General features: G+C 66.2%; 23 protein-coding genes. 11 read left to right on the top strand and 12 right to left on the bottom strand.

What is annotated here, in order from left to right:
• Positions 1 to 92: 92 nt before the first annotated feature.
• Complete coding sequence (locus ACFQ9R_RS16595; RefSeq protein WP_378991511.1) at positions 93 to 1070, top strand: cupin domain-containing protein; 978 nt, start codon at positions 93 to 95, stop codon at positions 1068 to 1070.
• A 52-nt stretch (positions 1071 to 1122) separates the two neighbouring features.
• On the opposite strand, the gene nrdF is transcribed toward ACFQ9R_RS16595, so the two are convergent.
• Positions 1123 to 2085: a class 1b ribonucleoside-diphosphate reductase subunit beta gene (gene nrdF, locus ACFQ9R_RS16590; RefSeq protein WP_056812336.1), complete on the bottom strand. Its 963-nt coding sequence runs from the start codon at positions 2083 to 2085 to the stop codon at positions 1123 to 1125.
• 393 nt (positions 2086 to 2478) lie between these two features.
• Between nrdF and ACFQ9R_RS16585 the strand changes: the two genes are divergently transcribed.
• The 3 genes from ACFQ9R_RS16585 to ACFQ9R_RS16575 all read left to right on the top strand — a co-directional run bounded on the left by ACFQ9R_RS16585 (position 2479) and on the right by ACFQ9R_RS16575 (position 5546).
• Complete coding sequence (locus ACFQ9R_RS16585) at positions 2479 to 3465, top strand: hypothetical protein (RefSeq protein WP_378991510.1); 987 nt, start codon at positions 2479 to 2481, stop codon at positions 3463 to 3465.
• A gap of 19 nt (positions 3466 to 3484) precedes the next feature.
• Positions 3485 to 4429, top strand: coding sequence for a hypothetical protein (locus ACFQ9R_RS16580; protein WP_378991509.1), 945 nt, complete (start codon positions 3485 to 3487; stop codon positions 4427 to 4429).
• 136 nt (positions 4430 to 4565) lie between these two features.
• On the top strand, positions 4566 to 5546 hold the full coding sequence (locus ACFQ9R_RS16575) for a peptidase (RefSeq protein WP_378991508.1): 981 nt from the start codon (positions 4566 to 4568) through the stop codon (positions 5544 to 5546).
• Here the strand turns inward: ACFQ9R_RS16575 and mgtE are convergent.
• Together mgtE and ACFQ9R_RS16565 are read right to left on the bottom strand one after the other, a co-directional pair.
• Positions 5543 to 6991, bottom strand: coding sequence for a magnesium transporter (gene mgtE / locus ACFQ9R_RS16570; protein WP_378991507.1), 1449 nt, complete (start codon positions 6989 to 6991; stop codon positions 5543 to 5545). The genes ACFQ9R_RS16575 and mgtE overlap by 4 nt on opposite strands.
• Positions 6992 to 7352: 361 nt before the next feature.
• Positions 7353 to 7928, bottom strand: coding sequence for a TetR/AcrR family transcriptional regulator (locus tag ACFQ9R_RS16565; protein WP_378991506.1), 576 nt, complete (start codon positions 7926 to 7928; stop codon positions 7353 to 7355).
• Between the two features lie 80 nt (positions 7929 to 8008).
• Between ACFQ9R_RS16565 and ACFQ9R_RS16560 the strand changes: the two genes are divergently transcribed.
• Complete coding sequence (locus ACFQ9R_RS16560) at positions 8009 to 8695, top strand: DUF899 family protein (RefSeq protein WP_378991504.1); 687 nt, start codon at positions 8009 to 8011, stop codon at positions 8693 to 8695.
• On the opposite strand, the gene ACFQ9R_RS16555 is transcribed toward ACFQ9R_RS16560, so the two are convergent.
• Positions 8674 to 9201: a hypothetical protein gene (locus tag ACFQ9R_RS16555; RefSeq protein WP_378991503.1), complete on the bottom strand. Its 528-nt coding sequence runs from the start codon at positions 9199 to 9201 to the stop codon at positions 8674 to 8676. The two genes, ACFQ9R_RS16560 and ACFQ9R_RS16555, sit on opposite strands and share 22 nt — an antisense overlap.
• 185 nt (positions 9202 to 9386) lie before the next feature.
• Here ACFQ9R_RS16555 and ACFQ9R_RS16550 point away from each other — a divergent pair, with 185 nt between their 5' ends.
• The gene (locus ACFQ9R_RS16550; protein WP_378991502.1) at positions 9387 to 10379 is read left to right on the top strand and encodes an LLM class F420-dependent oxidoreductase; all 993 of its coding nucleotides are present in this window, start codon (positions 9387 to 9389) and stop codon (positions 10377 to 10379) included.
• Positions 10380 to 10420: 41 nt separating this feature from the next.
• Positions 10421 to 10876: an RDD family protein gene (locus ACFQ9R_RS16545; RefSeq protein ID WP_378991501.1), complete on the top strand. Its 456-nt coding sequence runs from the start codon at positions 10421 to 10423 to the stop codon at positions 10874 to 10876.
• A 17-nt stretch (positions 10877 to 10893) separates the two neighbouring features.
• Here ACFQ9R_RS16545 and ACFQ9R_RS16540 read toward each other — a convergent pair whose 3' ends face one another.
• Positions 10894 to 11382, bottom strand: a complete 489-nt coding sequence (locus ACFQ9R_RS16540) for a DUF3558 family protein (protein ID WP_378991499.1) — start codon at positions 11380 to 11382, stop codon at positions 10894 to 10896.
• Between the two features lie 156 nt (positions 11383 to 11538).
• Positions 11539 to 11667, bottom strand: a complete 129-nt coding sequence (locus ACFQ9R_RS16535; RefSeq protein ID WP_378991498.1) for a hypothetical protein — start codon at positions 11665 to 11667, stop codon at positions 11539 to 11541.
• A gap of 118 nt (positions 11668 to 11785) precedes the next feature.
• Here ACFQ9R_RS16535 and ACFQ9R_RS16530 point away from each other — a divergent pair, with 118 nt between their 5' ends.
• Complete coding sequence (locus tag ACFQ9R_RS16530; RefSeq protein ID WP_378991497.1) at positions 11786 to 13270, top strand: cellulase family glycosylhydrolase; 1485 nt, start codon at positions 11786 to 11788, stop codon at positions 13268 to 13270.
• Between the two features lie 71 nt (positions 13271 to 13341).
• The gene (locus ACFQ9R_RS16525; RefSeq protein WP_378991496.1) at positions 13342 to 13782 is read left to right on the top strand and encodes an RDD family protein; all 441 of its coding nucleotides are present in this window, start codon (positions 13342 to 13344) and stop codon (positions 13780 to 13782) included.
• A gap of 68 nt (positions 13783 to 13850) precedes the next feature.
• Here the strand turns inward: ACFQ9R_RS16525 and ACFQ9R_RS16520 are convergent, their stop codons facing one another.
• The 5 genes from ACFQ9R_RS16520 to ACFQ9R_RS16500 form a co-directional block, all read right to left on the bottom strand.
• Positions 13851 to 14633, bottom strand: coding sequence for an NUMOD3 domain-containing DNA-binding protein (locus ACFQ9R_RS16520; RefSeq protein WP_378991495.1), 783 nt, complete (start codon positions 14631 to 14633; stop codon positions 13851 to 13853).
• 32 nt (positions 14634 to 14665) lie between these two features.
• Positions 14666 to 16795, bottom strand: coding sequence for a class 1b ribonucleoside-diphosphate reductase subunit alpha (gene nrdE / locus ACFQ9R_RS16515; protein ID WP_378991634.1), 2130 nt, complete (start codon positions 16793 to 16795; stop codon positions 14666 to 14668).
• 11 nt (positions 16796 to 16806) lie between these two features.
• Positions 16807 to 17280 (bottom strand): class Ib ribonucleoside-diphosphate reductase assembly flavoprotein NrdI, encoded by a 474-nt coding sequence (gene nrdI / locus ACFQ9R_RS16510; RefSeq protein ID WP_378991494.1) that lies wholly within the window; start codon positions 17278 to 17280, stop codon positions 16807 to 16809.
• 30 nt (positions 17281 to 17310) lie between these two features.
• Positions 17311 to 17544 (bottom strand): glutaredoxin-like protein NrdH, encoded by a 234-nt coding sequence (gene nrdH / locus ACFQ9R_RS16505; protein ID WP_358063548.1) that lies wholly within the window; start codon positions 17542 to 17544, stop codon positions 17311 to 17313.
• A gap of 387 nt (positions 17545 to 17931) precedes the next feature.
• Positions 17932 to 18501, bottom strand: coding sequence for an NAD(P)H-dependent oxidoreductase (locus ACFQ9R_RS16500; RefSeq protein WP_378991493.1), 570 nt, complete (start codon positions 18499 to 18501; stop codon positions 17932 to 17934).
• 96 nt (positions 18502 to 18597) lie between these two features.
• Here ACFQ9R_RS16500 and ACFQ9R_RS16495 point away from each other — a divergent pair, with 96 nt between their 5' ends.
• Both ACFQ9R_RS16495 and nadE read left to right on the top strand, forming a co-directional pair.
• Complete coding sequence (locus tag ACFQ9R_RS16495) at positions 18598 to 19245, top strand: TetR/AcrR family transcriptional regulator (RefSeq protein WP_378991491.1); 648 nt, start codon at positions 18598 to 18600, stop codon at positions 19243 to 19245.
• 6 nt (positions 19246 to 19251) lie between these two features.
• On the top strand, positions 19252 to 20076 hold the full coding sequence (gene nadE, locus ACFQ9R_RS16490; protein ID WP_378633155.1) for an ammonia-dependent NAD(+) synthetase: 825 nt from the start codon (positions 19252 to 19254) through the stop codon (positions 20074 to 20076).
• On the opposite strand, the gene ACFQ9R_RS16485 is transcribed toward nadE, so the two are convergent.
• Positions 20073 to 20462: an iron chaperone gene (locus tag ACFQ9R_RS16485; protein WP_378991488.1), complete on the bottom strand. Its 390-nt coding sequence runs from the start codon at positions 20460 to 20462 to the stop codon at positions 20073 to 20075. The two genes, nadE and ACFQ9R_RS16485, sit on opposite strands and share 4 nt — an antisense overlap.
• Between the last annotated feature and the right edge of the window lies 1 nt (position 20463).

Here is a 20463-nt window from a genome sequence, read left to right as displayed (position 1 = left end):
CGGATTTCTCGCCTGCCGGATCGGCCCGATACCGCGGAGCCGATTGACGCGACGAGCACCATTGACGATATTTGGATGATGAGGCAAATACCATGACCGAAGACCCGGTATATTTTGCCGATCAACCGATCGCCGGTGACCCCCTCGCGCGAGACACCACCCTCGACGCCCTGTCGGACATCCTGCACACCGTCCGGCTGCGCGGCGATCGGCTCATCCGCTGCGCACCCCCGGCACCCTTCTCGATCGGGCTGCCCGGCGGCATCCGGCTGCTGCACATCGCCGAACGCGGGGACCTCGAGCTCCGCGTGGGCGACCGGTCCTACACCCTGCGTGACGGTGATATGGCGCTGCTCGCGCGCGGCGACCCGCACGTGATCTCCGTGGGCACACCCTCGGTGCCCGCACGCGGGCTCACCGCCGCCGACAGCGTCCGCCGCGTCACCGAACTCGCCGATCCGGCGGCGCCACGCTGGGTCACCGGCACCTTCGGCGTCGAGGAGGCTATCGCCGATCCACTGCTGTCGGTCCTGCCGCCGGTGGTACTGATCCGGGCGGGAGGCGACGACCGTGATTGGCTGACGCCGAGTCTGCACCTGCTCGTCGTCGAGATCACCGACGCCAGACCAGGTGCCGCAGTGATGATCTCGCGCATCCTGGACCTACTGTTCATCCACGCGCTGCGGGCCTGGTCCGCCGACGACACGACCGCGCCCGGATGGCTCACCGCCGCCCTCGACCCCGCCCTCGGTCCGGTACTCACCAGGATCCACAACAATCCGGACCGCGCGTGGCCGATCGCCGAACTCGCGGCCGAGGCCGCGATGTCGCGGTCCACGTTCACCGATCGGTTCACCCGGCTGCTCGGGCAGTCACCCGGCGCCTACGTCACCGACCGGCGCCTCGAACACGCGGCCCGCCTTCTCGGCTCGACGGCCGAACCGGTCGGCCGGATCGCCGGCGCCGTCGGCTATCACTCGGAAGCCGCGTTCAACCGCGCTTTCCACCGCCGGTTCGGCATGCCACCGCTGCGGTGGCGCAAACGCGGTCATCCGAAGACCGCGCCATAGACAACAACGGCGCACCCGAACAGGTGCGCCGTCGTTCACAGTACTGGCGCGCTCAGAACTCCCAGTCCTCGTCTTCGGTGTTGATCGCCTTACCGATGACGTAGCTGGAACCCGAACCCGAGAAGAAGTCGTGGTTCTCGTCGGCGTTGGGCGACAGGGCCGACAGGATCGCCGGGTTCACCTCGCACTCGTCCTTCGGGAACAGGCCCTCGTAGCCGAGGTTCATCAGCGCCTTGTTGGCGTTGTAGCGCAGGAACTTCTTGACGTCCTCGGTGAGGCCGACCTCGTCGTAGAGGTCCTGGGTGTAGTCGACCTCGTTGTCGTAGAGCTCGAAGAGCAGCTCGAACGTGTAGTTCTTGAGCTCGTCGCGCTCGGCCTGGGAGACCAGCTCGAGGCCCTTCTGGTACTTGTAGCCGATGTAGTACCCGTGCACGGCCTCGTCGCGAATGATCAGCCGGATCATGTCAGCGGTGTTGGTGAGCTTGGCCCGCGAGGACCAGTGCATCGGCAGGTAGAAGCCGGAGTAGAACAGGAAGCTCTCCAGCAGCGTGGAGGCCACCTTGCGCTTGAGCGGGTCGTCGCCGTTGTAGTAGCCCAGGACGATCTCCGCCTTGCGCTGCAGGTTGCGGTTCTCCTCCGACCAGCGGAAGGCCTCGTCGATCTCCTTGGTGGAGCACAGGGTGGAGAAGATCGAGCTGTAGCTCTTGGCGTGCACCGACTCCATGAACGCGATGTTGGTGTACACCGCCTGCTCATGCGGGGTGATCGCGTCGGGGATCAGCGAGACCGCGCCGACGGTGCCCTGGATGGTGTCGAGCAGCGTCAGGCCGGTGAAGACCCGCATCGTGAGCTGCTTCTCGTCGGGCGTGAGGGTGTTCCAGGACGGGATGTCGTTGGACACCGGGACCTTCTCGGGCAACCAGAAGTTGCCGGTCAGCCGATCCCAGACCTCGGCATCCTTCTCATCGGGCACCCGATTCCAATTGATGGCCGACGCCCGATCGATGAGCTTCATTCCGCCTCCACACCTTTCCGCCAGACCTGTTGACCCGCACCCGCCGCCGTGCGCGAAGCCCTTCACCCACAAACACTACTCGTAGTGGGTGACAACCTCGGGGAGCACTACAGCTTGTGTTGCGGCGCGCGGAACTCGACCCGACCGGCCGAACACCCACACCACACACGCGGCCCCCATTGTGCGGCACGATCGCGAACTCACCACCATCGCATCGCCAGTGATTCGCCACATGTGTGCCGGCACCCGCCGCACCGGTGAGCGCCGCCACTGCCCGGCGCACCCTGGCCCGGTGCGGATACGGGGCGCCGATTCCGGCACACTGGGCATTCGACAGGGCTCGAACGTGAGCCGGAGGGAGGCGGGAGTCGTCCCGCGCGAGGGGGATTGTCGATGCTGTGGCGTCGTTGCGCGGTGGCCGCCGCTGTCATGATCGGGCTCACCGCCTGCCAGGAGGAGCTGCCCGGGCACCGGCCGGTCACCCCGATCGAGGCGGCGTCCGCGATGCCCGCGTACTGGAAGACGGCGCCGACCTCCGACGATCAGCGCCTCGAACTGCTGCGCCGGCTGCGCGCGATCGACCCGTGTGCGCTCATCCCCCGAACCGACCTGGCGAAGATCGGCACCTTGCTCGCGGTCGAGAACGACGGCCCGAACAAGTGCGAAGCGACGTTCGACTCCACCGAGAGCGGCAAGGGCACCTCGGTCAGCTGGGCGATCGGTGTCGCGCCGACCGGGTACGGCTGGGGACAGTCCCGGCGCGAGGAGGTCGACGGCATCACCGTCGGCGTTCTGCGCGATCTCGACAACGGCCCCCAGGTCGAAGGACAGCTCGACCGAAGTTGTCTCGCCACCGCGGCTTTCGCCAATACGACCACGCTCCCGGTCCACGTGCGAACACCACTGGGCACCGAACCGTGCCCGGCCGCCCAGTCCGCACTGGCCCGCGCGATGGGCGGACTCGCCGCCGAACCAGCACAGGGCACCTCCCCGGACACCCCGCGGACCGCGCTGCACGGCAAGGACCCGTGCGAGGTCGCCACCGCGCTCGACACTGCGGTCACCGTCCTCGACCTACGGATATGGTCCTGCCAGTTCACTTTCCGAGGTGCGGCCATCGATGTGGACTACGGCTACGAGGCGCGCGGCTACGCGGACACCGGCAAGTCCCTCTTCACCGTCAACGGCCACACAGGGTACGGCCCCAGCGACGACACGAGCGAATACGTCTCGTACACAGCGATAGTCGGCCCCAGCCTGCCCGGTCCCGGATCCGAGCTGATGGGCCCCGCCGTCCCCACCATCCGGGTCTTCGGCACGGACCGTGCCGCCCTCGAATCCGTCCTCCGTTCGACCACCGAACTCTTCCCCGCCACCTGACCGGACAAGGAGAACCCCTGTGCGACAGCTCATCCTGATCGCCACCGCAGTGCTGACGATGGTCGCCTGCGGAAGCGAACCCGCACCGGACTCCATGCCCGAGGGTGGATTCTGGTCCACCGCAGCGGTTTCCGACCAGGAGAAGGTCGCGGTTCTGCGCAAGGTCAGGGCGATCGATGTGTGCGCGCTGCTCCCCCGCGTGGCACTGGGCACCCTCGGCACCGTGCGCGACATCGAGAACGTGCATCCGAATCAGTGCCGGCTCAGTATCGCCGTGCCGGGGCATCTCACCGGCATCGACGCGACCTGGAGCACCGGGGTGATGTTCGAGGGCGAGCCGAGCATGGACGGCCCGGTGGACGAGGAGTCGATGGGCGACGTGCGGGTGCTGTTCAACGACGAGCCCGCCGCGTCGGATGATCCGCAGGTGCGCGGGGCCTGTCAGGCGTGGGCGCGGTTCGTGGCGGGCGCCGACCTGTCCTTCAGCGTGCGGGCGCCGCAGGACGCGTGCGCGACGGCGAAGACGCTGGTGCGGATCGCGTTGACCGAGTGGCGCGAGGCGCCGCCCCAGGGTTCCTCGCCGGATTCGGATCGGGCGGTGATCACCGGAGCCGATCCGTGCGCGGTCGCGCCGTTGCTCGGCGTTCGGGTGCCGGTGGCCGATCAACGCGTCACCACGTGCAAGATGAGCGTCGACGGGCACGACGCGATCGTCACCTTCGACTACAACGAGGAACGCTCGATCATCGACGACACCCCGGCCTTCACCGTGGGCTCGCGCCAGGTGTACCGATTCGATACGGCCCAGGCCGACATGGCGTCGCTGTCGGCCGTCGTCGGTCCCGGACTCGCACCGGGACCGACCGACGCCCTGCTCGGTCGGCGCGTGCCGACGGTCTCGGTCACCGCCCACTCGACGATCGCGGAGAAGGTCATGCGCGAAACCTTGCCGTTGGTTCGCTGACACCTGAGCGCCGGTGCGATGACGACAACGTTCTGAGAACGACCTGGCGTGACGTTTGCACGAGAGTTGCCGTCACGGGCAGACTCGGTGGTCGGGCGCGGGTCCGGGCCCGTATCTGTCGAGGACAGGGGTGCCGATGGATCGCAGGATGGCGCTGGCCGCTGCCGCGTTGCTCGTGTGCGCCGGATGCGGGAGTGACGACGCGGGCAACCCACCCGATTACGGGGAGCTGCCGCCGCCGCCCGCACCGGTGATACCCGCCCAGCCCCCCGAGTTCTGGTCGAAGGTCCCCCAGGATTTCGCCCAGCGAGCCGAGGTCGCCCAGGCGACCCGCCAGGTCGATGTCTGCGCGCTGCTTCCGCGCGACACGCTGGCACGGCTCGGCGAGGTCAAGAGCGTGACCGTCGGCCTGGATTCGTGCCGGGCCATCATCGGCAGCGACAAAGCCGGTGAGGGCTCGACCCTGACCTGGCACGCCACCCTGCTGAGCAGCCTGTCGGCCGGTGGCCGGGGCACCACGCGGCAGATCGGCGACGCGAACGTCCGCACGGTCCCCGACCGCGATACGGGTGAACCGCGCGCCTGCGGCGTGACCGCCCAGTTCCCGTCGAGCGCGGCCTTCTATCTCGGCCTTTCCACACCGGGCAAGAACCCGTGCGCGGTCGCCGACGAACTCGTGCCCGGCATGATCGAGCGCTGGCGTCAGTCGCCGAAACAGGGCACCTCCCCCGACACCGCGCCGACGGTGCTGCTCGGCGCGGATCCGTGCACGGTCCGGGGCAGACTGGCCGGCGCCGTCCCCGACGACGAACAGCGACTCACTCAGTGCCTGTTCGGTTATCGCGGCGAGAAGATCACCGTGAGCTACGAGTACCGCGTGCCCGAGTATCTCGCCGCCAACAGCACCGAGGACCACATCAACGGCCGCACCGTGCACCGCTCGGTCTCGGTGTACGACAGCTCGATCCCGATCTACACCGCGGCCGTCGGCCCGGAACTGCCCGCCGAATCCACCGTTTTCGGCAGGCGCATCCCCGTGGTCGAGGTGGTCGCCGCCACCGACGACGTCGCGAAAGACGTCATGGCACAGGCGCTCACACTCTTTCCGCAGCGTTAGATCCCCAGCACGAGCTTCGCGGTCGTGAAGTAGATGATCAGCCCGGTCGCATCGACCAGGGTGGTCACCATCGGCGCCGACACGACCGCGGGGTCGATCCGGAACTTCTTGGCCAGCAACGGCATCGTGCCGCCGATGGTCGCCGCCCAGCCGCAGATGACCACCAACGTGATGGCCACGACGATGGCGATCTTCGGCCCCACGAACACCGTGCCGATCAGCAGTCCGGCCGCGGCCAGCATGCTGCCGAGCACCAGCCCGACCCGGCATTCGCGCCAGATCACCTTGAACAGATCCGAGACCCGCACCTCGCCGACGGCCAGCGCGCGCACGCACGCCGTCGCCGCCTGCGCACCCGCGTTGCCGCCCGCGCCGATCAGCAACGGGATGAACAGCGCCAGGCTCGCGGCCTGTTCGAGCGTCGTGGCGAACATGTCGGTGACACTCACGGTCAGGGTCGCCGCGAACAGCAGCAGCATCAACCACAGCGCCCGATACCGCGCCAGCTGGAACACCTTGGCGGCCATGTAGTGGCCCTCCCACGGCGCCGAACCGGCCTGCTTGGCGACGTCCTCGCTGTCGGCGGCCTCGAGCACCTCCATCGCGTCGTCGATGGTGAGCAGCCCGACCACCCGGTCCTCGCTGTCGACGACCACCAGGTTGATGAGGTTGGTGGAACTCATCAGCCGGGCGGCCTTCTCCGCGGCATCGGTGGCCCGCACGAACGGCGGCTCGGTGACGACGAGCTCGGACACCATCGCGTCCGGCGCGTGCAGCACCAGCTCGCGCAGTTCGACGATGCCGGTGAGGCGGCGGCCGCGATCGACCACGGGCAGCGTGTAGACCGTTTCGGCGTTGGCGCCCTTGGCGCGCACACAACCCAGCGCCTGCGCGACGGTCAGATTGTCCGGCAGCGCAACGACTTCCGGCGTCATGTACAGCCCGACCGAGCCCTCGGGGTAGCCGAGCAGCGTGGCGGTCATCCGGCGCTCGCGCGGGCTCAGCCCGGCGAGGACCTTCTTGGCGACCTTGGCGGGCGCTTCGTGCAGCATGCGGGCGCGGTCGTCGGGGTCCATCGCCTCGACGAGATCGCGAAAGCTCTTCTCGCGCAGGCCCTGCAGGATCTGCTGCTGGTCGACCGGCTCCAGCTCCTCGAACACGCTGAGCGCGCGCTCCTTGTCGAGCAGCCGGAACACGACACCGGCCTGCACGGCGTCCATGCGGGCCAGCGCGTCGGCGATGACGTGCGGCGGCCGGTTGTCGAGCCAGTCCAGGCCGCCACAGACCCGGTGGGTCTCGACGATGTCGCGTACCGATTCGGACAGGATCGCGAGCGCCTCGGTGACAGCGTGGTCTTCCACCGCCGCGCGGCGTGGTGAAACCACTTCGGGCACAACGGTTTCGGTGGGCACATGACGGGTGGTGACGAGATCGACGTTCGACATGATCGAGTCCTCTGGCGTGACAGCGCGCACGCCTGCGGCACGGACAGCTACAGGATGCGCGAGAAGTGGAACGAGTGACGGTGGTTCACACCGCGGGGCGTCCACCACCGAGGCCGGCACGCACAGACCGGACCGAGCAGGTCAGGATCGGCAGTACGAGGACGAAGGGGTGACGCCGCGCGGCCTTCGACTGGGAGGTTCGTTGCGCATTGCAACCCCACCTCCTCGCAGTCGCCGCGGGTGATCGCTCCGCGGATCGCTTGGAGTACCCACTCGGGCACACCCTTCCACTGATGAGACTACATGCGAGGGCCGATCGTTTCACCTTCAGCTCGCGTACCACTGGTCACAGTGATACCGATCACACCACCGACGGCAGCCCCGCGATGACCGTGTCGACGGCCTGCTCGGCGAGCGGCCACAGTTCGGCGCGGTCCAGGTGCCGCAACGGCCCGCGCAACGCCAGTTCCGCGAATCCGTGCACGGTGGACCAGCAACTCCAGGTCGCACCCGCACGCGCCGCCGGAGCGAGCTCGCCGATGTGCACCATCATGTCGAGCGCGTCGGCGAGGGCGAGGTAGGCGGGCGAGTCGACGACCGACTCGGGCGAGGTGTCACCGGCACCGAAGAACGCGACCGCGAACCAGCCGGGCTCGAGCAGCGCGAACCCGATATAGCCGAGACCGACCGCGCGCAGGCTCGCACGACCGGTCGCGGGGCCGCGCTCCATCCCCTCGGCCATCCTGGACTCGATCGCGTCCGAGACCGCGCGCAGCAGGGCACGCCGGTCGGGAAAGTGCCGGTAGGCGGCGTTCGGTGTGACGCCGACCTGGCGGGTGACCGCACGGATGGTCAAGGCGCCGGGGCCGCCGGCCCTGGTGAGTTCCAGCCCGGCCTCGACCAAGGCCGCCGCGAGATCACCGTGGTGATAGGCCAACTCTTGAAGCCCCTTTCGCCAGAGTGTACGGTGTGAACATATCAAATGTGCACGCCGTACACATTGAAGGGTGGCTCACCATGACCGCATTGCCCACCATCGTCGATCAGGACGTCTGGCAGGCCGAACTCGATCAGCTCCGGATCCGGGAGAAGGCCGCGACCCGCGAACTCGACGCCGTCGCCGCCCAGCGCCGGCGCATGCCCGCCGTCCGCCTGCCCGACTACACGCTCACAGCCGAAGACGGCAGCGGCGTTTCACTCGCCGAGGTCTTCGACGGACACTCGCAACTGATCACCTACCACCACATGTGGACACCGGGAAACACCTGGCAGTGCCCCGGCTGCACCGGCCTCACCGCGCAGTACGCACGACTGGACTTCCTCGACGGCTACGACGCGCGATTCGTCATCGTGACGCAGGGGCCGATGGACGAGGCACTCGCCTACAAGAAGCGCGTCGGGAACGCGATGACCTGGTATTCGACCGCCGACAGCCCGTTCGGCGCCGACATGGGCGCGGGCCCCGGCGCGGGTTTCGCCGTGAACACTTTCCTGCGCGACGGCGACACCGTCTACCGCAGCTGGCACACCGACGGCCGCGGCACCGAACAACTCGCCTACACCTTCGGCCTCATCGACGCGCTTCCCTACGGCCGCCAAGAGGAATGGCAGGACAGCCCCGAGGGTTGGCCGCAATCACCGACCTACAGCGGGTGGCCGAGCAGCAAGGACATCGCCGCGTCCTACGGCGATCCGAGCGTCTGACCTGCGAGATCCGCGCCGACCGCACGCTCGACCGCGGGCCAGTCGGGCGTGTGGGTCAGCCACGACGGGATCGGCCCGGTCTGCGCGCCGAACAGGTACAGCCTGGGCACCAGATCGCGCAGGGTCGCGTGCACTTCGAGCCGGTCGTCGATCATGTGCGTGATGCCGAGTTCGGCGCAGTGCGGCGCCTTGCCCGCGCGAGTTCTGCAGAAGCGCAAGTGTTCTCGGGCAATGCCGGTGCGGGCGGCGAAGTCGTGATGGTCGAGCCATTGCCTGGTGCGCTGTTCGATGCGCGGACCGCATTTCGAGATCACCCAGGCGTTGCCGTCGAAGCGGCTCACCAGCCGGTTGAGCACCGCGAACGCGTCGGGACCGGGTGGAGTGCTCATTGCTTCGTCGAAGCCGCCCGACAGGAATACGGTGTCCGCGGCGCCCGGTGTGAGCGCGGCCCCCTGAATCACTCGGCCGAAGTCGACGCCGAGGCGGGGTAGCGAAATATTGTTCATACGTCTGCAAGCATGCCCGGGTTTTCCCCGCGTGCCAACTGATTTTCGGCGCATAACGGCCGGTCCAGGGTTCAGCGCGGTGCGCGCACAATAGTTGCCTGAGCGCGCAGAAGTGGAACAGTGGATCTCGACAGCCGCGGCGTGTGGCGCGCCGCTCGAGTTCCATTCACTCCAGGAGAAAACCTGTGCGCTTCGGCATCTTCGTTCCCCAGGGCTGGCGGCTAGATCTGGTCGGTATCGAACCGGCCGACCAGTGGTCGGTGATGCGCGAACTGGCCCAGCGGTTCGACGCGGGCTCGGACTGGGAGTCGATCTGGGTCTACGACCACTTCCACACCACGCCCGTTCCCACCGACGAAGCCACCCACGAGGCATGGACGTTGATGGCGGCGTTCGCGGCCACCACCTCCCGGGTGCGGCTGGGCCAGATGTGTACTGCCATGAGCTACCGCAACCCCGCCTACCTCGCCAAGGTGGCAGCCACCGTCGATCTCATCTCGGGTGGCCGGGTGGAGATGGGCATCGGCGGCGGCTGGTACGAACACGAGTGGCGCGCTTACGGTTACGGCTTCCCGTCCGCCGGTGAGCGCCTCGGCCGCCTCGACGAAGGTGTCCAGATCTTCCGCGAGGCGTGGAAGACCGGACGAGCGACCCTGGACGGCAAGTACTACCAGGTCGACGACGCCATCGTGCACCCACGACCGTTGCAGGAGAACGGGATTCCGATCTGGATCGCCGGTGGCGGCGAGAAGAAGACCCTGCGCATCGCCGCCAAATACGCTGACTACACCAACTTCAGCGGCGACCCCGACGAGTTCGCCCGCAAGTCCGACATCCTGCGCCAGCACTGCGAAGAGGTCGGTACCGATTTCTCCGCCATCACCCGCAGCTCGAACTTCAACGCCATTGTCGGTACCACCGAAACCGAAGTACAAGAACGACTCTCGACCATCGTCGACCGCTTCACTCCCTTCCTCGGCGCCGATGAGGCGAAAGCCCGTGTGCACGAACAGTTCGCAGCCAGCGCGGCCGTCGGCACCCCGGAACAAATCGTCGAACGCCTCACGAAGGTGAAGAACCTCGGCCTCGCCTACACCATCGTCAACTTCCCGGAAGCCGCCTACGACACCTCCGGCATCGAACTCTTCGAACGCGAGGTGATCCCGGCATTGGCGTAATCCACGGCCGGTCATAAGCGTCGCCACCTACCTTTTCGTCCATGAGCGACCCGGTGACCGTGCGGAACGAGGCGAAGGTTCTCGCCGCCGGATACGAGCGAGATGTTGACGGCAGACTGATCTTCGTTCCCGCGGTCCCCGACAAGCCGGAGCCGAAACCCGAGTTCCCGCTGCTCGCGACGAACGCACACGGCAGCTCCACCTGGATGTGGCTCGCGTTCCCCATCGACATGGCACTGCACCTCGCGATCGGCGCCGCTGTCTGGTTCGTGTTCCCGACCCCGGTGGCCTTCGCGTACGGCGCCCTGGCCTGGCTGGCCGCCTCGTTCATCCACCGGACCTTCGTCCAGCGCCTCACCCGAACAACGCTCGGCAAGTCGCTGTTCGGCCTTCGAATCCGCTACGCCGACGGCACCTACCCCACCCTCGGCCGCCTCGTCGCAGAATGGTTTCGCGGCGTCGGTTGCACCATCGAACTCTGCTGCTCGTTCGGCTGAACCCAGTCGGACTCGGCTCAGGTCGGGAAGGTCGGAATGATCGAATCGCCCATGTGGCGCAGGGTGGCGCAGGCATCGGCGGTCTGCTGGGTGGGGTTGTTCACCACGACCATGCGGATGACGCCTTGGGACGCGGCGAAGAGGATGTCGCAGGAGGTAGGGGTGTCGCCGAGGCGACGGCCGGCGCGGCCCGCGACCGTGTAGTCGGTGAAAGGTGTCGGACCTGCTTCCTTCTCGAACTCCGCGAGAGTTCGCGAGGTCGAGAACACCCTCAGGTAGGCGGTGGCGCCGGTCCATTCGCAGGTCTGCCAACCGGCGGACACCGCACCTGCCGCCACCTTCGTCGCGGGGTCGACACCGGCCTTCTGTAGTGCGTCCGCGGTGACTCCGGTGCACGGCTCGAACAATGCCTTCGGTTGCGCGGCCTCGGGCTCCGCGCTCGAGCATCCGACGAGCGTCGCCAACGCCAATCCCCCGGTCGCTACCACCATGAGCGCGCGCTTCATCCGTTCCCTCTCACCGTGCATCGCAAAACGCGGCCACGTTAACAAGGCTCGCAACCTCACCGAGCGATCGTTCGACAAGACTTGGTCCGGTCACCACCTCACTCACACCACGACTGTGACGAACACTCACACCCCGCACCGGCCACAGGCCGAGGGTTACCCCCGTTCACTGCCGGCGTGCTCCGACAGCGGATCCGCGATAGCCCAGCCCGCGGCCAGCAGCTCGTCGACAGCGGCGGCGAGGCAGATCCGGCATCGAACACGAAGCGATTCAGGCTCTTTCATGATTGTGGCCTTGACCACATCATGGCGGTCCGGCTATGTTCTCTCGCCAACAGACTTGGACATTCGTTCAGTTGAACGAGCGTCCACCTGGGGATCGAGGACGCAGATGATGAGGACGATGAGGCGACCGGTGCGCTGGATGACGGCGCTCGCACTCGCAGCCGGGCTGGCCGTGAGCAGCGCCCCGGTGACCGCCGACCCCGCGAGACCGCTGACGCCCCTGCGGGCACAGGGGTCGGCGTTGATCGACGGGTACGGACGCACCGTGCTGCTCCACGGGGTGAACACCGTCGACAAGGACGCGCCCTACCTGCAACCCGGTGACGGATTCACCCTCACCGACGAAGCGGCGGCGACACTGGCTCGGCACGGGTTCACCACAGTCCGGCTCGGGGTCTCGTTCGACGGACTGATGCCGACGGCGGGTGTTGTCGATACCGCCTACCTAGACCGGGTCGAGAATGTCGTGGATACCCTTGCCGCGCACGGCATCTACACGTTGCTCGACAATCACCAGGACGGATTGTCGAAGATCTGGAACGGCAACGGGTTTCCCGAATGGGCGATCCGCGCCCGGCCCGCGGACGGTGAGCCGAATCCCGGATTCCCGCTGTACTACCTGATGCCGAGCATGAATGCCGGGTGGGACGAGGTGTGGAACAACACCTACGGGGTGCTGAACCATCTGGGGGTGGCGCTGGGCGCGCTCGCCGAGCGCATGACCGGGCGCGCGAGCGTGCTCGGGATCGAGTTGCTCAACGAACCGTGGCCCGGCTCAGCGTTTCTCACCTGCTATCCCGACGGCTGCCCCGACTTCGACGTGAAATATCAACGGGCGCTGCAACAGCTGACCGATGCGGTGCGGGCACGCAATGCCACGGTGCCGGTGTTCTGGGAACCGAATGTCACCTGGAACGAGACCATGCCCAGCCACCTGGGCAAGAATCCACCGATCACCAGCCCGAACATCGTTTTCTCCCCGCACGATTACTGCATTCCCAGCCAGCTCGCGATCTACCTCGGCCTGCCCGAGGAGCTGCGCGCCCTGTGCCCGCCGCAGCAGGACCGGACCTGGTCGAACATCGACGCGTTCGCCGACCGCACCGACATCCCCACCATGGTCACCGAATTCGGCGACGGCGATCCGACTGTGTTGCGCAACACCACCACCCGGGCCGACGAACGGTTCGTCGGCTGGCACTACTGGCATTACAGCGCCCGCGACGGTGATCCTTTCCGCGGTGAACTCGGGCGCGAACTGGTCCGCACCTATCCACAAGCCACCGCGGGAATTCCCGATGGCATGGTCTTCGACTCCAGCACAGGCGATTTCGCGTATCGGTACCGGCCTCGCCAGGCCTCGGCGCCGACCGAGATCTACGTCTCGGATCTGTTCCATCCGGACGGCTACGAGGTGAAGGTCACCGGCGGCCGGGTCACCTCGGCGCCCGGCGCGCGCATCGTCACCGTGGAAGCCGACGGCACCGACCCGGTCACCGTTCGCATCCACCGCCCCGGCTCGGCGGGAGCGGATCTTCCCTCCGGCGGTGGCACCGGCTCGGCCTCCGGATTCCCCTGGCTGTCATCGGGATCCGCGGGCTGACACCGGCGGTGATCAGGTCGGCAAGGTCGGCACCGGGTGCTTGTTAAGCGGTGTCGACCACGCTGACCTCCATGAGCAACGCAGCACCGTCCCGGCACGCGACGCGGGAGCGCGGATACGAACGTGACGCCGAGCCGATGTTCGTCACATCCGAAACGCGGGAGCGCTCGACAGACGAATTCCCGCTCACCGGACGCACTTCCAGCGGCGACGAGACCGGCGTGATCCCCGCGTTCCTCATCGATATGACGCTGCACGCCGCGATCGGCGCCACCGCCTGGTACCTCGCACCCGGCCCGACAGCCGTCCTGTACGGCCTCCTCGCCTGGCTGAGCGCGTCCTTCCTGCACCGCACGGTCATCCAGCACCTCACCCGGACAACGATCGGCAAGTGCCGGTACGGACTCCGACTGCGCTACGCCGACGGCACCTACCCATCGACCTGGCAGCTCACCGTCCAGTGGTTCCGCGGCGGCTGGTCCTGCTTCGACCTCTTCAGCACTACCGACTGACACCAGGGACCGGATCGGCTCGCGACAAAGAATTTGGATTGCCTGACCCATCTGCTGGCAGCGAGGGTTCAGCTATCGGCATCCGGTTTGGGATCGTCGCGCGTCGCAAGATCCTCAACGCAATACGCACAAGATTCTTTGAACACAGCCTTGTTCGTATGATAGCGAGTGTGTGCGTTACGTCTGCTAGAGGGCATTGGCCGCCCCTTCCGAACAGCAGACATCTTCGCTCGAGTCTCGGCGCTGGCTGTCCGCCCGTAGTTCGGATTTCCCGCGCCGGTTCTCGTCTCCGAAAGGCGCAGACGCGATTGCTCCGACATCACACGGCCGAATCCAGGGTGTTCTGGGCCGAACTTCCCATAGTTCGGATTGGCTTCGCCTTCGTATGTGCCTTTGCGTTCGAGCGACCATTTCTCTCGCTGTGAAGCCGAGTGAGTGCGCCCGTGAAATGGATTCTCTTCGCCGTACCGACTCACACCGGGCCGACCAGTCGACCGGATCCGCGCCGCCTCCCGCATTTCCGCAGTCCAGACCACCCCAACAGGCCCGAGTCCGCCATCAGCCAGGTTGAGTAGCGGCTGGCCTTCCTTACGAAGGTACGCGATCCAATCGATCTCAGCCCGACCGAGCTTCTTCAGGCCCCATACCCAATCCAGGACATCCGCTATCACCTCGTCGCGGTCCTGTTTTCGCAGCCAGTCATAGAACGGGGTCTTTCGACCAGTGCTGGCGACCTTGAAGTGCTGACGGAGTCGCACATGCTCCGACTTTGTTGTCAGCCCTACGTAGCGGTAGTCGAACTCGGCGCGGAGGCGAACTCCGTAGATCACACCAGCAGTTGCCGTGCCCATCTGACCTCCGCGCCGAGTTTGCTAACGAGGAATTACAGCATGCAGCTGACGCAATTCTCTATTTCAGTCCCTTGCAAGGCCATTTGGCGCAATCGGATGTAGTAGAGCGTCTTGATTCCCTTGCGCCAGGCGTAGATCTGGGCTTTGTTGATGTCGCGGGTGGTTGCAGTGTCTTTGAAGAACAGGGTTAATGACAAGCCCTGGTCCACGTGCTGCGTGGCCGCGGCGTAGGTGTCGATGATTTTTTCGTAGCCGATTTCATATGCGTCAGCGAAGTACTCGAGATTGTCGTTGTCCAGGTAAGGGGCCGGGTAGTAGACGCGGCCGATCTTGCCTTCCTTACGGATCTCGATCTTCGACGCCACCGGGTGGATCGAACTGGTCGAGTGGTTGATGTAGGAGATCGAACCGGTCGGCGGCACGGCCTGCAGGTTCTGGTTGTAGATGCCGTATTCCTGCACCGAGGCCTTGAGCAGACGCCAGTCGTCCTGGGTGGGGATGCGCACGCCGGCGTCGGCGAACATCTGAGCCACCTTGTCGGTCTTGGGTTCCCATGCCTGGTCGGTGTACTTGTCGAAGTACTCGCCGCTGGCGTACTTGGAGTCGGCGAACCCACCGAACGCGGAGCCGCGCTCCTTGGCGATCAGGTTCGAGGCCCGAATCGCGTGGTAGACCACGGTGTAGAAGTAGATGTTGGTGAAGTCCACACCTTCTTCGGAGCCGTAGTGGACCCGCTCACGGGCCAGGTATCCGTGCAGGTTCATCTGACCGAGGCCGATGGCGTGGGACTCGTTGTTGCCCTGCTCGATCGAGGGCACCGAGAAGATGTGGGTCTGATCCGAGACGGCGGTGAGCGCGCGGATCGAGGTCTCGATCGTCTGACCGAAGTCGGGCGAATCCATCGCCTTGGCGATGTTGAGCGAACCCAGGTTGCACGAGATGTCCTTGCCCACCTTGGAATACGACAGATCATCGTTGAATTCCGAGGGGGTGGAGACCTGCAAGATCTCCGAGCACAGGTTCGAGTGGGTGATCTTGCCCTTGATCGGGTTGGCCCGGTTCACCGTGTCCTCGAACATGATGTAGGGGTAGCCCGACTCGAACTGCAGCTCGGCGATGGTCTGGAAGAACTCGCGCGCCTTGATCTTCGACTTGCGGATGCGCTTGTCGTCGACCATCTCGTAGTACTTCTCGGTGACGTTCACATCGGCGAACGGCACACCGTAGATACGCTCGACGTCATAGGGCGAGAACAGGTACATGTCCTCGTTCTTCTTCGCCAGCTCGAAGGTGATGTCGGGGATCACGACACCGAGCGAGAGCGTCTTGATGCGGATCTTCTCGTCCGCGTTCTCGCGCTTGGTGTCGAGGAAACGGTAGATGTCGGGGTGGTGCGCGTGCAGGTACACCGCGCCCGCGCCCTGACGCGCACCCAGCTGGTTCGCGTAGGAGAAGGAGTCCTCCAGCAGCTTCATGATCGGGATGACACCCGAGCTCTGGTTCTCGATCTTCTTGATCGGGGCACCGTGCTCACGAATGTTGCTGAGCAGCAGCGCGACACCGCCACCGCGCTTGGACAGCTGCAGCGCGGAGTTGATGGAGCGCCCGATGGACTCCATGTTGTCCTCGATACGCAGCAGGAAGCAGGACACGGGCTCGCCGCGCTGCTTCTTGCCGGAGTTGAGGAAGGTGGGGGTGGCGGGCTGGAACCGGCCGTCGATGATCTCGTCGACCAGGTTGCTCGCCAGCACCTCGTCGCCGGCGGCCAGCGTCAGCGCGACCATGCAGACGCGATCCTCGAAACGCTCCAGGTAGCGCTTACCGTCGAAGGTCTTGAGCGTGTACGAGGTGTAGTACTTGAACGCGCCGAGGAAGGTCGGGAACCGGAACTTCTTGGCGTAGGCCTGCTGGAACAGCTGCTTGACGAAGGGGCGACCGTACTGGTCGAGCACCTCGGTCTCGTAGTAGTTCTCCTTGACCAGGTAGTCCAGCTTCTCGTCCAGATTGTGGAAGAAGACGGTGTTCTGGTTCACATGCTGCAGGAAGTACTGGTGCGCGGCCTCGCGATCCTTGTCGAACTGGATCTCGCCGTTGGGGCCGTACAGGTTCAGCATCGCGTTGAGGGCGTGGTAGTCGAGCACCTCGCCCGCCTCGCCGCGCACCGCCGACTGCTCTAGGCGTGCTGACTTGCCTGCCGGTGCTGTGGTTGCTGTTGCCAAAACAATCCCAATCCCTCTCGGACGCGCGCGACGTCCTCAGCGGTTCCCATGAGTTCGAAGCGATACAGATACGGCACCCCGCATTTTTGCGAGATGATGTCTCCTGCAACGCAATAGGTATCGCCGAAGTTCGTGTTGCCGGCCGCGATCACCCCGCGCAGCAGCGCGCGGTTGTGTGGGTCGTTGAGGAACTTGGCGACTTGCCGCGGAACGAGGTCCTTGTCGGGACGCTCTCCACCCATGACGTGCCGACCACCACCATAGGTGGGGGTGATCAGCACGTAGGGTTCGTCGATCCGCGGCGATTCAGCGGTGGTGTGTAGCGGAAGTCGAGTTGCCGGAAGACCGAGCTTCTCGACGAAACGATGAGTGTTCTCCGAAGCGCTGGAGAAGTAGACCAGCCCGCCCGGAGTCCTCTGCTCGGGCATGGCGCCTCCTTACCGGCGAACCGGTGCGAACTAGGCAGCCGCGACGGCGAGCGCCTTGATGCGATCGGGACGGAAGCCCGACCAGTGATCGTCACCCGCGACGACGATCGGCGCCTGCAGGTAGCCCAGCGCCATGACGAAGTCACGCGCCTCGTCGTTCTCCGAGATGTCGATGACGTCGTAGTCCACGCCGACCTTGTCGAGAGCCTTGTAGGTGGCGTTGCACTGCACGCAAGCGGGCTTGGTGTACACGGTGATGGTCATGATGGAAGTCCCTCTCTCCTATGCCTGATCCACAGCCTGTGATCCGTATGCAATGCACGAACGGGTGATGCTGCGCAAACTCCTGGATCTAGCGAAGAAAGCCCTGCTCGCAACCCCTTCCCTTGGGCCCGATCAGTGGTGGCTCCACACCGTCTTCCAGTACGACAGACACTACACCTAGTGTCCGACAGATGGGAACAACACAAGGTGTTGCGAGTCGCACGGATGTAATTCCCACGCGGTAAGTCCCAGGACGGGCCACCGGCCAGCAGGGAAAACAGTGGTTCAGATCACGATTTCATCTACCGGCGAGTCTTCAGCAAACTCGGTGGACAGCGAAAGGGCGTCGCATCCGTGACGGATGCGACGCCCTGCCGAACGACCAGCTTACGCCGTGACCAACGTGCCGTTCACCGCGGCGACCAACTCGTGCACGGTCGCGCCGAGCTGGGTCAGCGCCTCGGCGTCCTCGGCCGGATGGGTCTGCGCGAAGCGCTCGCCGATGGTCGCGAACTGCGCATGCGCCGACTCGACGACGACGCCGCCCGCCACGCCGACGGACTTGACGGTGTCGCCGTGCGCCCACGCCGCGGCGTTCGGGCTGATCGACGCGCTCACCACGGCGACCGGCTTACCCTTGATCGCACCGGCGCCGTACGGACGCGAGGCCCAGTCGATGGCGTTCTTCAGCACGGCGGGCAGGGTGCCGTTGTACTCGGGGGTGACCAGCAGGACGGCGTCGGCGGCGGCGACGGCGGCACGCAGTGCCTCGGCCTGCGCGGGCACCTCGCCGGGAACGTCGAGGTCTTCGTTGTAGAACGGAATCTCGCCGAGACCCTCGTAGATGGCGATATCGACACCGGCGGGCGCGGTCTGTACGGCAGCCTCGGCCAGGCGGCGATTGATGGAGCCCGCGCGCAGGCTTCCGACGAGAGTAAGGATGCGGGTCTCGCTCATTGCGACTCCTGGTGTACTCAGTGGAATGATCCAAGTTTCATCCGACATTAACCGGACCCCGGTCCGATTACTTCCCGCGGAGGACGTGTGAGCGGCGTGAGCTATGGCACACCCCAGTCCGACGAGCCGCCCCTGCTGGGGATCGGGCGGCCGCTGCCCGGCAGCGCGGAACCCGTCGAACGTGCCGACGCCGCGCGCAATCGCGCGCTGCTGCTCGACGCGGCCCAGCAGCTGGTGCGCGAGCACGGCGTCGACGGCCTCACGATGGACGCGCTCGCCAAACGCGCGGGGGTCGGCAAGGGCACGGTCTTTCGCCGGTTCGGCAACCGGACCGGGCTCATGCTGGCCCTGCTGGATCACTCCGAGCAGAAATTCCAGGCCGCGTTCATGTTCGGGCCCGCGCCGCTCGGTCCCGAGGCAGGCCCGGTCGAGCGGCTGATCGCCTTCGGGCGCACCCGGCTGCTCGATATCGAGGTCGAGGGCGATCTGCACCAGGCCGCGGAGAAGGACGGGCGTTTCGGTGGCGGACCCTACGCCCTGCACAAGGCGCACGTCATGCTGCTGCTTCGCGCGATCGGCGTCGACGGTGAGGTTCCGCTGATCGCCGACACCCTGCTGTCCACACTGACGGCGGCGCTGGTCATCCACCAGGTCGAAGTGCTCGGCTACACGCGCGATCAGATCGGCGACAACTGGGAATGGCTCGTTCGCCGGGTCGTTTCGCCTGTCCCCCAAGTAGAGTGAGACCGCATGGGGACACTGCGTGAACAGATCATTGCCGAATTGGGTGTGCTGCCCGAGATCGAGGCGAAGCAGGAGGTCCGGCGGCGCGTCGACTTCCTGAAGGACTACCTGGCCACCACCCCGGCCAAGGGATTCGCCCTCGGGATCAGTGGCGGCCAGGACAGTGCGCTGGCCGGTCGGCTGTGCCAGCTGGCCGTCGAGGAGCTGCGCGCCGACGGTGTCGAGGCGAAGTTCCTCGCGGTGCGGCTGCCCTACGGCGTGCAGGCCGACGAACACGACGCGCAGACCGCCTTGAATTTCATCGACCCCGATCGCACGGTCGTGGTGAACATCCGGCCCAGCGCCGATGCGGTGGGCATCGAGGTGGCGGGCGCGCTAGATCACGAGCGCCTGCGCGACTTCGTGCGCGGCAACATCAAGGCGCGTGAGCGGATGGTCGCCCAGTACGCCCTCGCGGGCCAGGAAAGCCTGCTGGTGGTCGGCACCGATCACGCGGCCGAAGCGGTCACCGGGTTCTTCACCAAGTTCGGCGACGGCGGTGTCGACCTGACTCCCCTCACCGGTCTCACCAAGCGCCAGGGCGCGGCCCTCCTGCAAGAACTGGGCGCCCCCTCGAGCATCTGGTCCAAGGTCCCCACCGCCGACCTCGAAGACGACCGCCCCGCCCTCGCCGACGAGGACGCACTCGGCCTGCGCTACGCCGAGATCGACGACTACCTCGAAGGCAAGGACGTCACCCCCGAGGTGGCCGCCCGCGTGGAGTCGATCTTCACCAACACCCGCCACAAGCGCACCGTCCCGGTGACACCGCTCGACACCTGGTGGCGCTAGGGGCGTGCTCCCGGCCCCACCGGATCAGCAGATCTGGGCGCCTTCACCGGACGCGGTAGCTCGCAGCAGGTCCCGAACCAGCTCGTAGTCCGGTTCTTTGCGAAAGCGCAGGCATCCTTTGCCCATGTCCTGGCTCGCGAGACGGTCGGCGAACGCCGCGCGGACGTCGCGCGCAGGAGGTAGAAGGAGATGTAGTGCTTCTGGCCGGCGAAGGCGACCTCGCCGGTGCCGTCGCGTTCGTAGGCGGGCATCCCGTAGGACAGCACCTCGGTGAAGCCCGGCAGCTCCTGGAGGCACAGGTCGCGCAGCCTGGTGAGCGCCTCGCGGCGATCCGCCGGGACTTCGGCGAGGTAGGTCGCTACGTCGGGGGCCTTGCTCTGGACCACG

The organism is Nocardia sp. NPDC056541, from assembly GCF_042794235.1.
Lineage (GTDB): Bacteria > Actinomycetota > Actinomycetes > Mycobacteriales > Mycobacteriaceae > Nocardia.
Note: the sequence above shows the minus strand (reverse complement) of the source record. Positions and strands in the feature narration are given on the sequence as shown.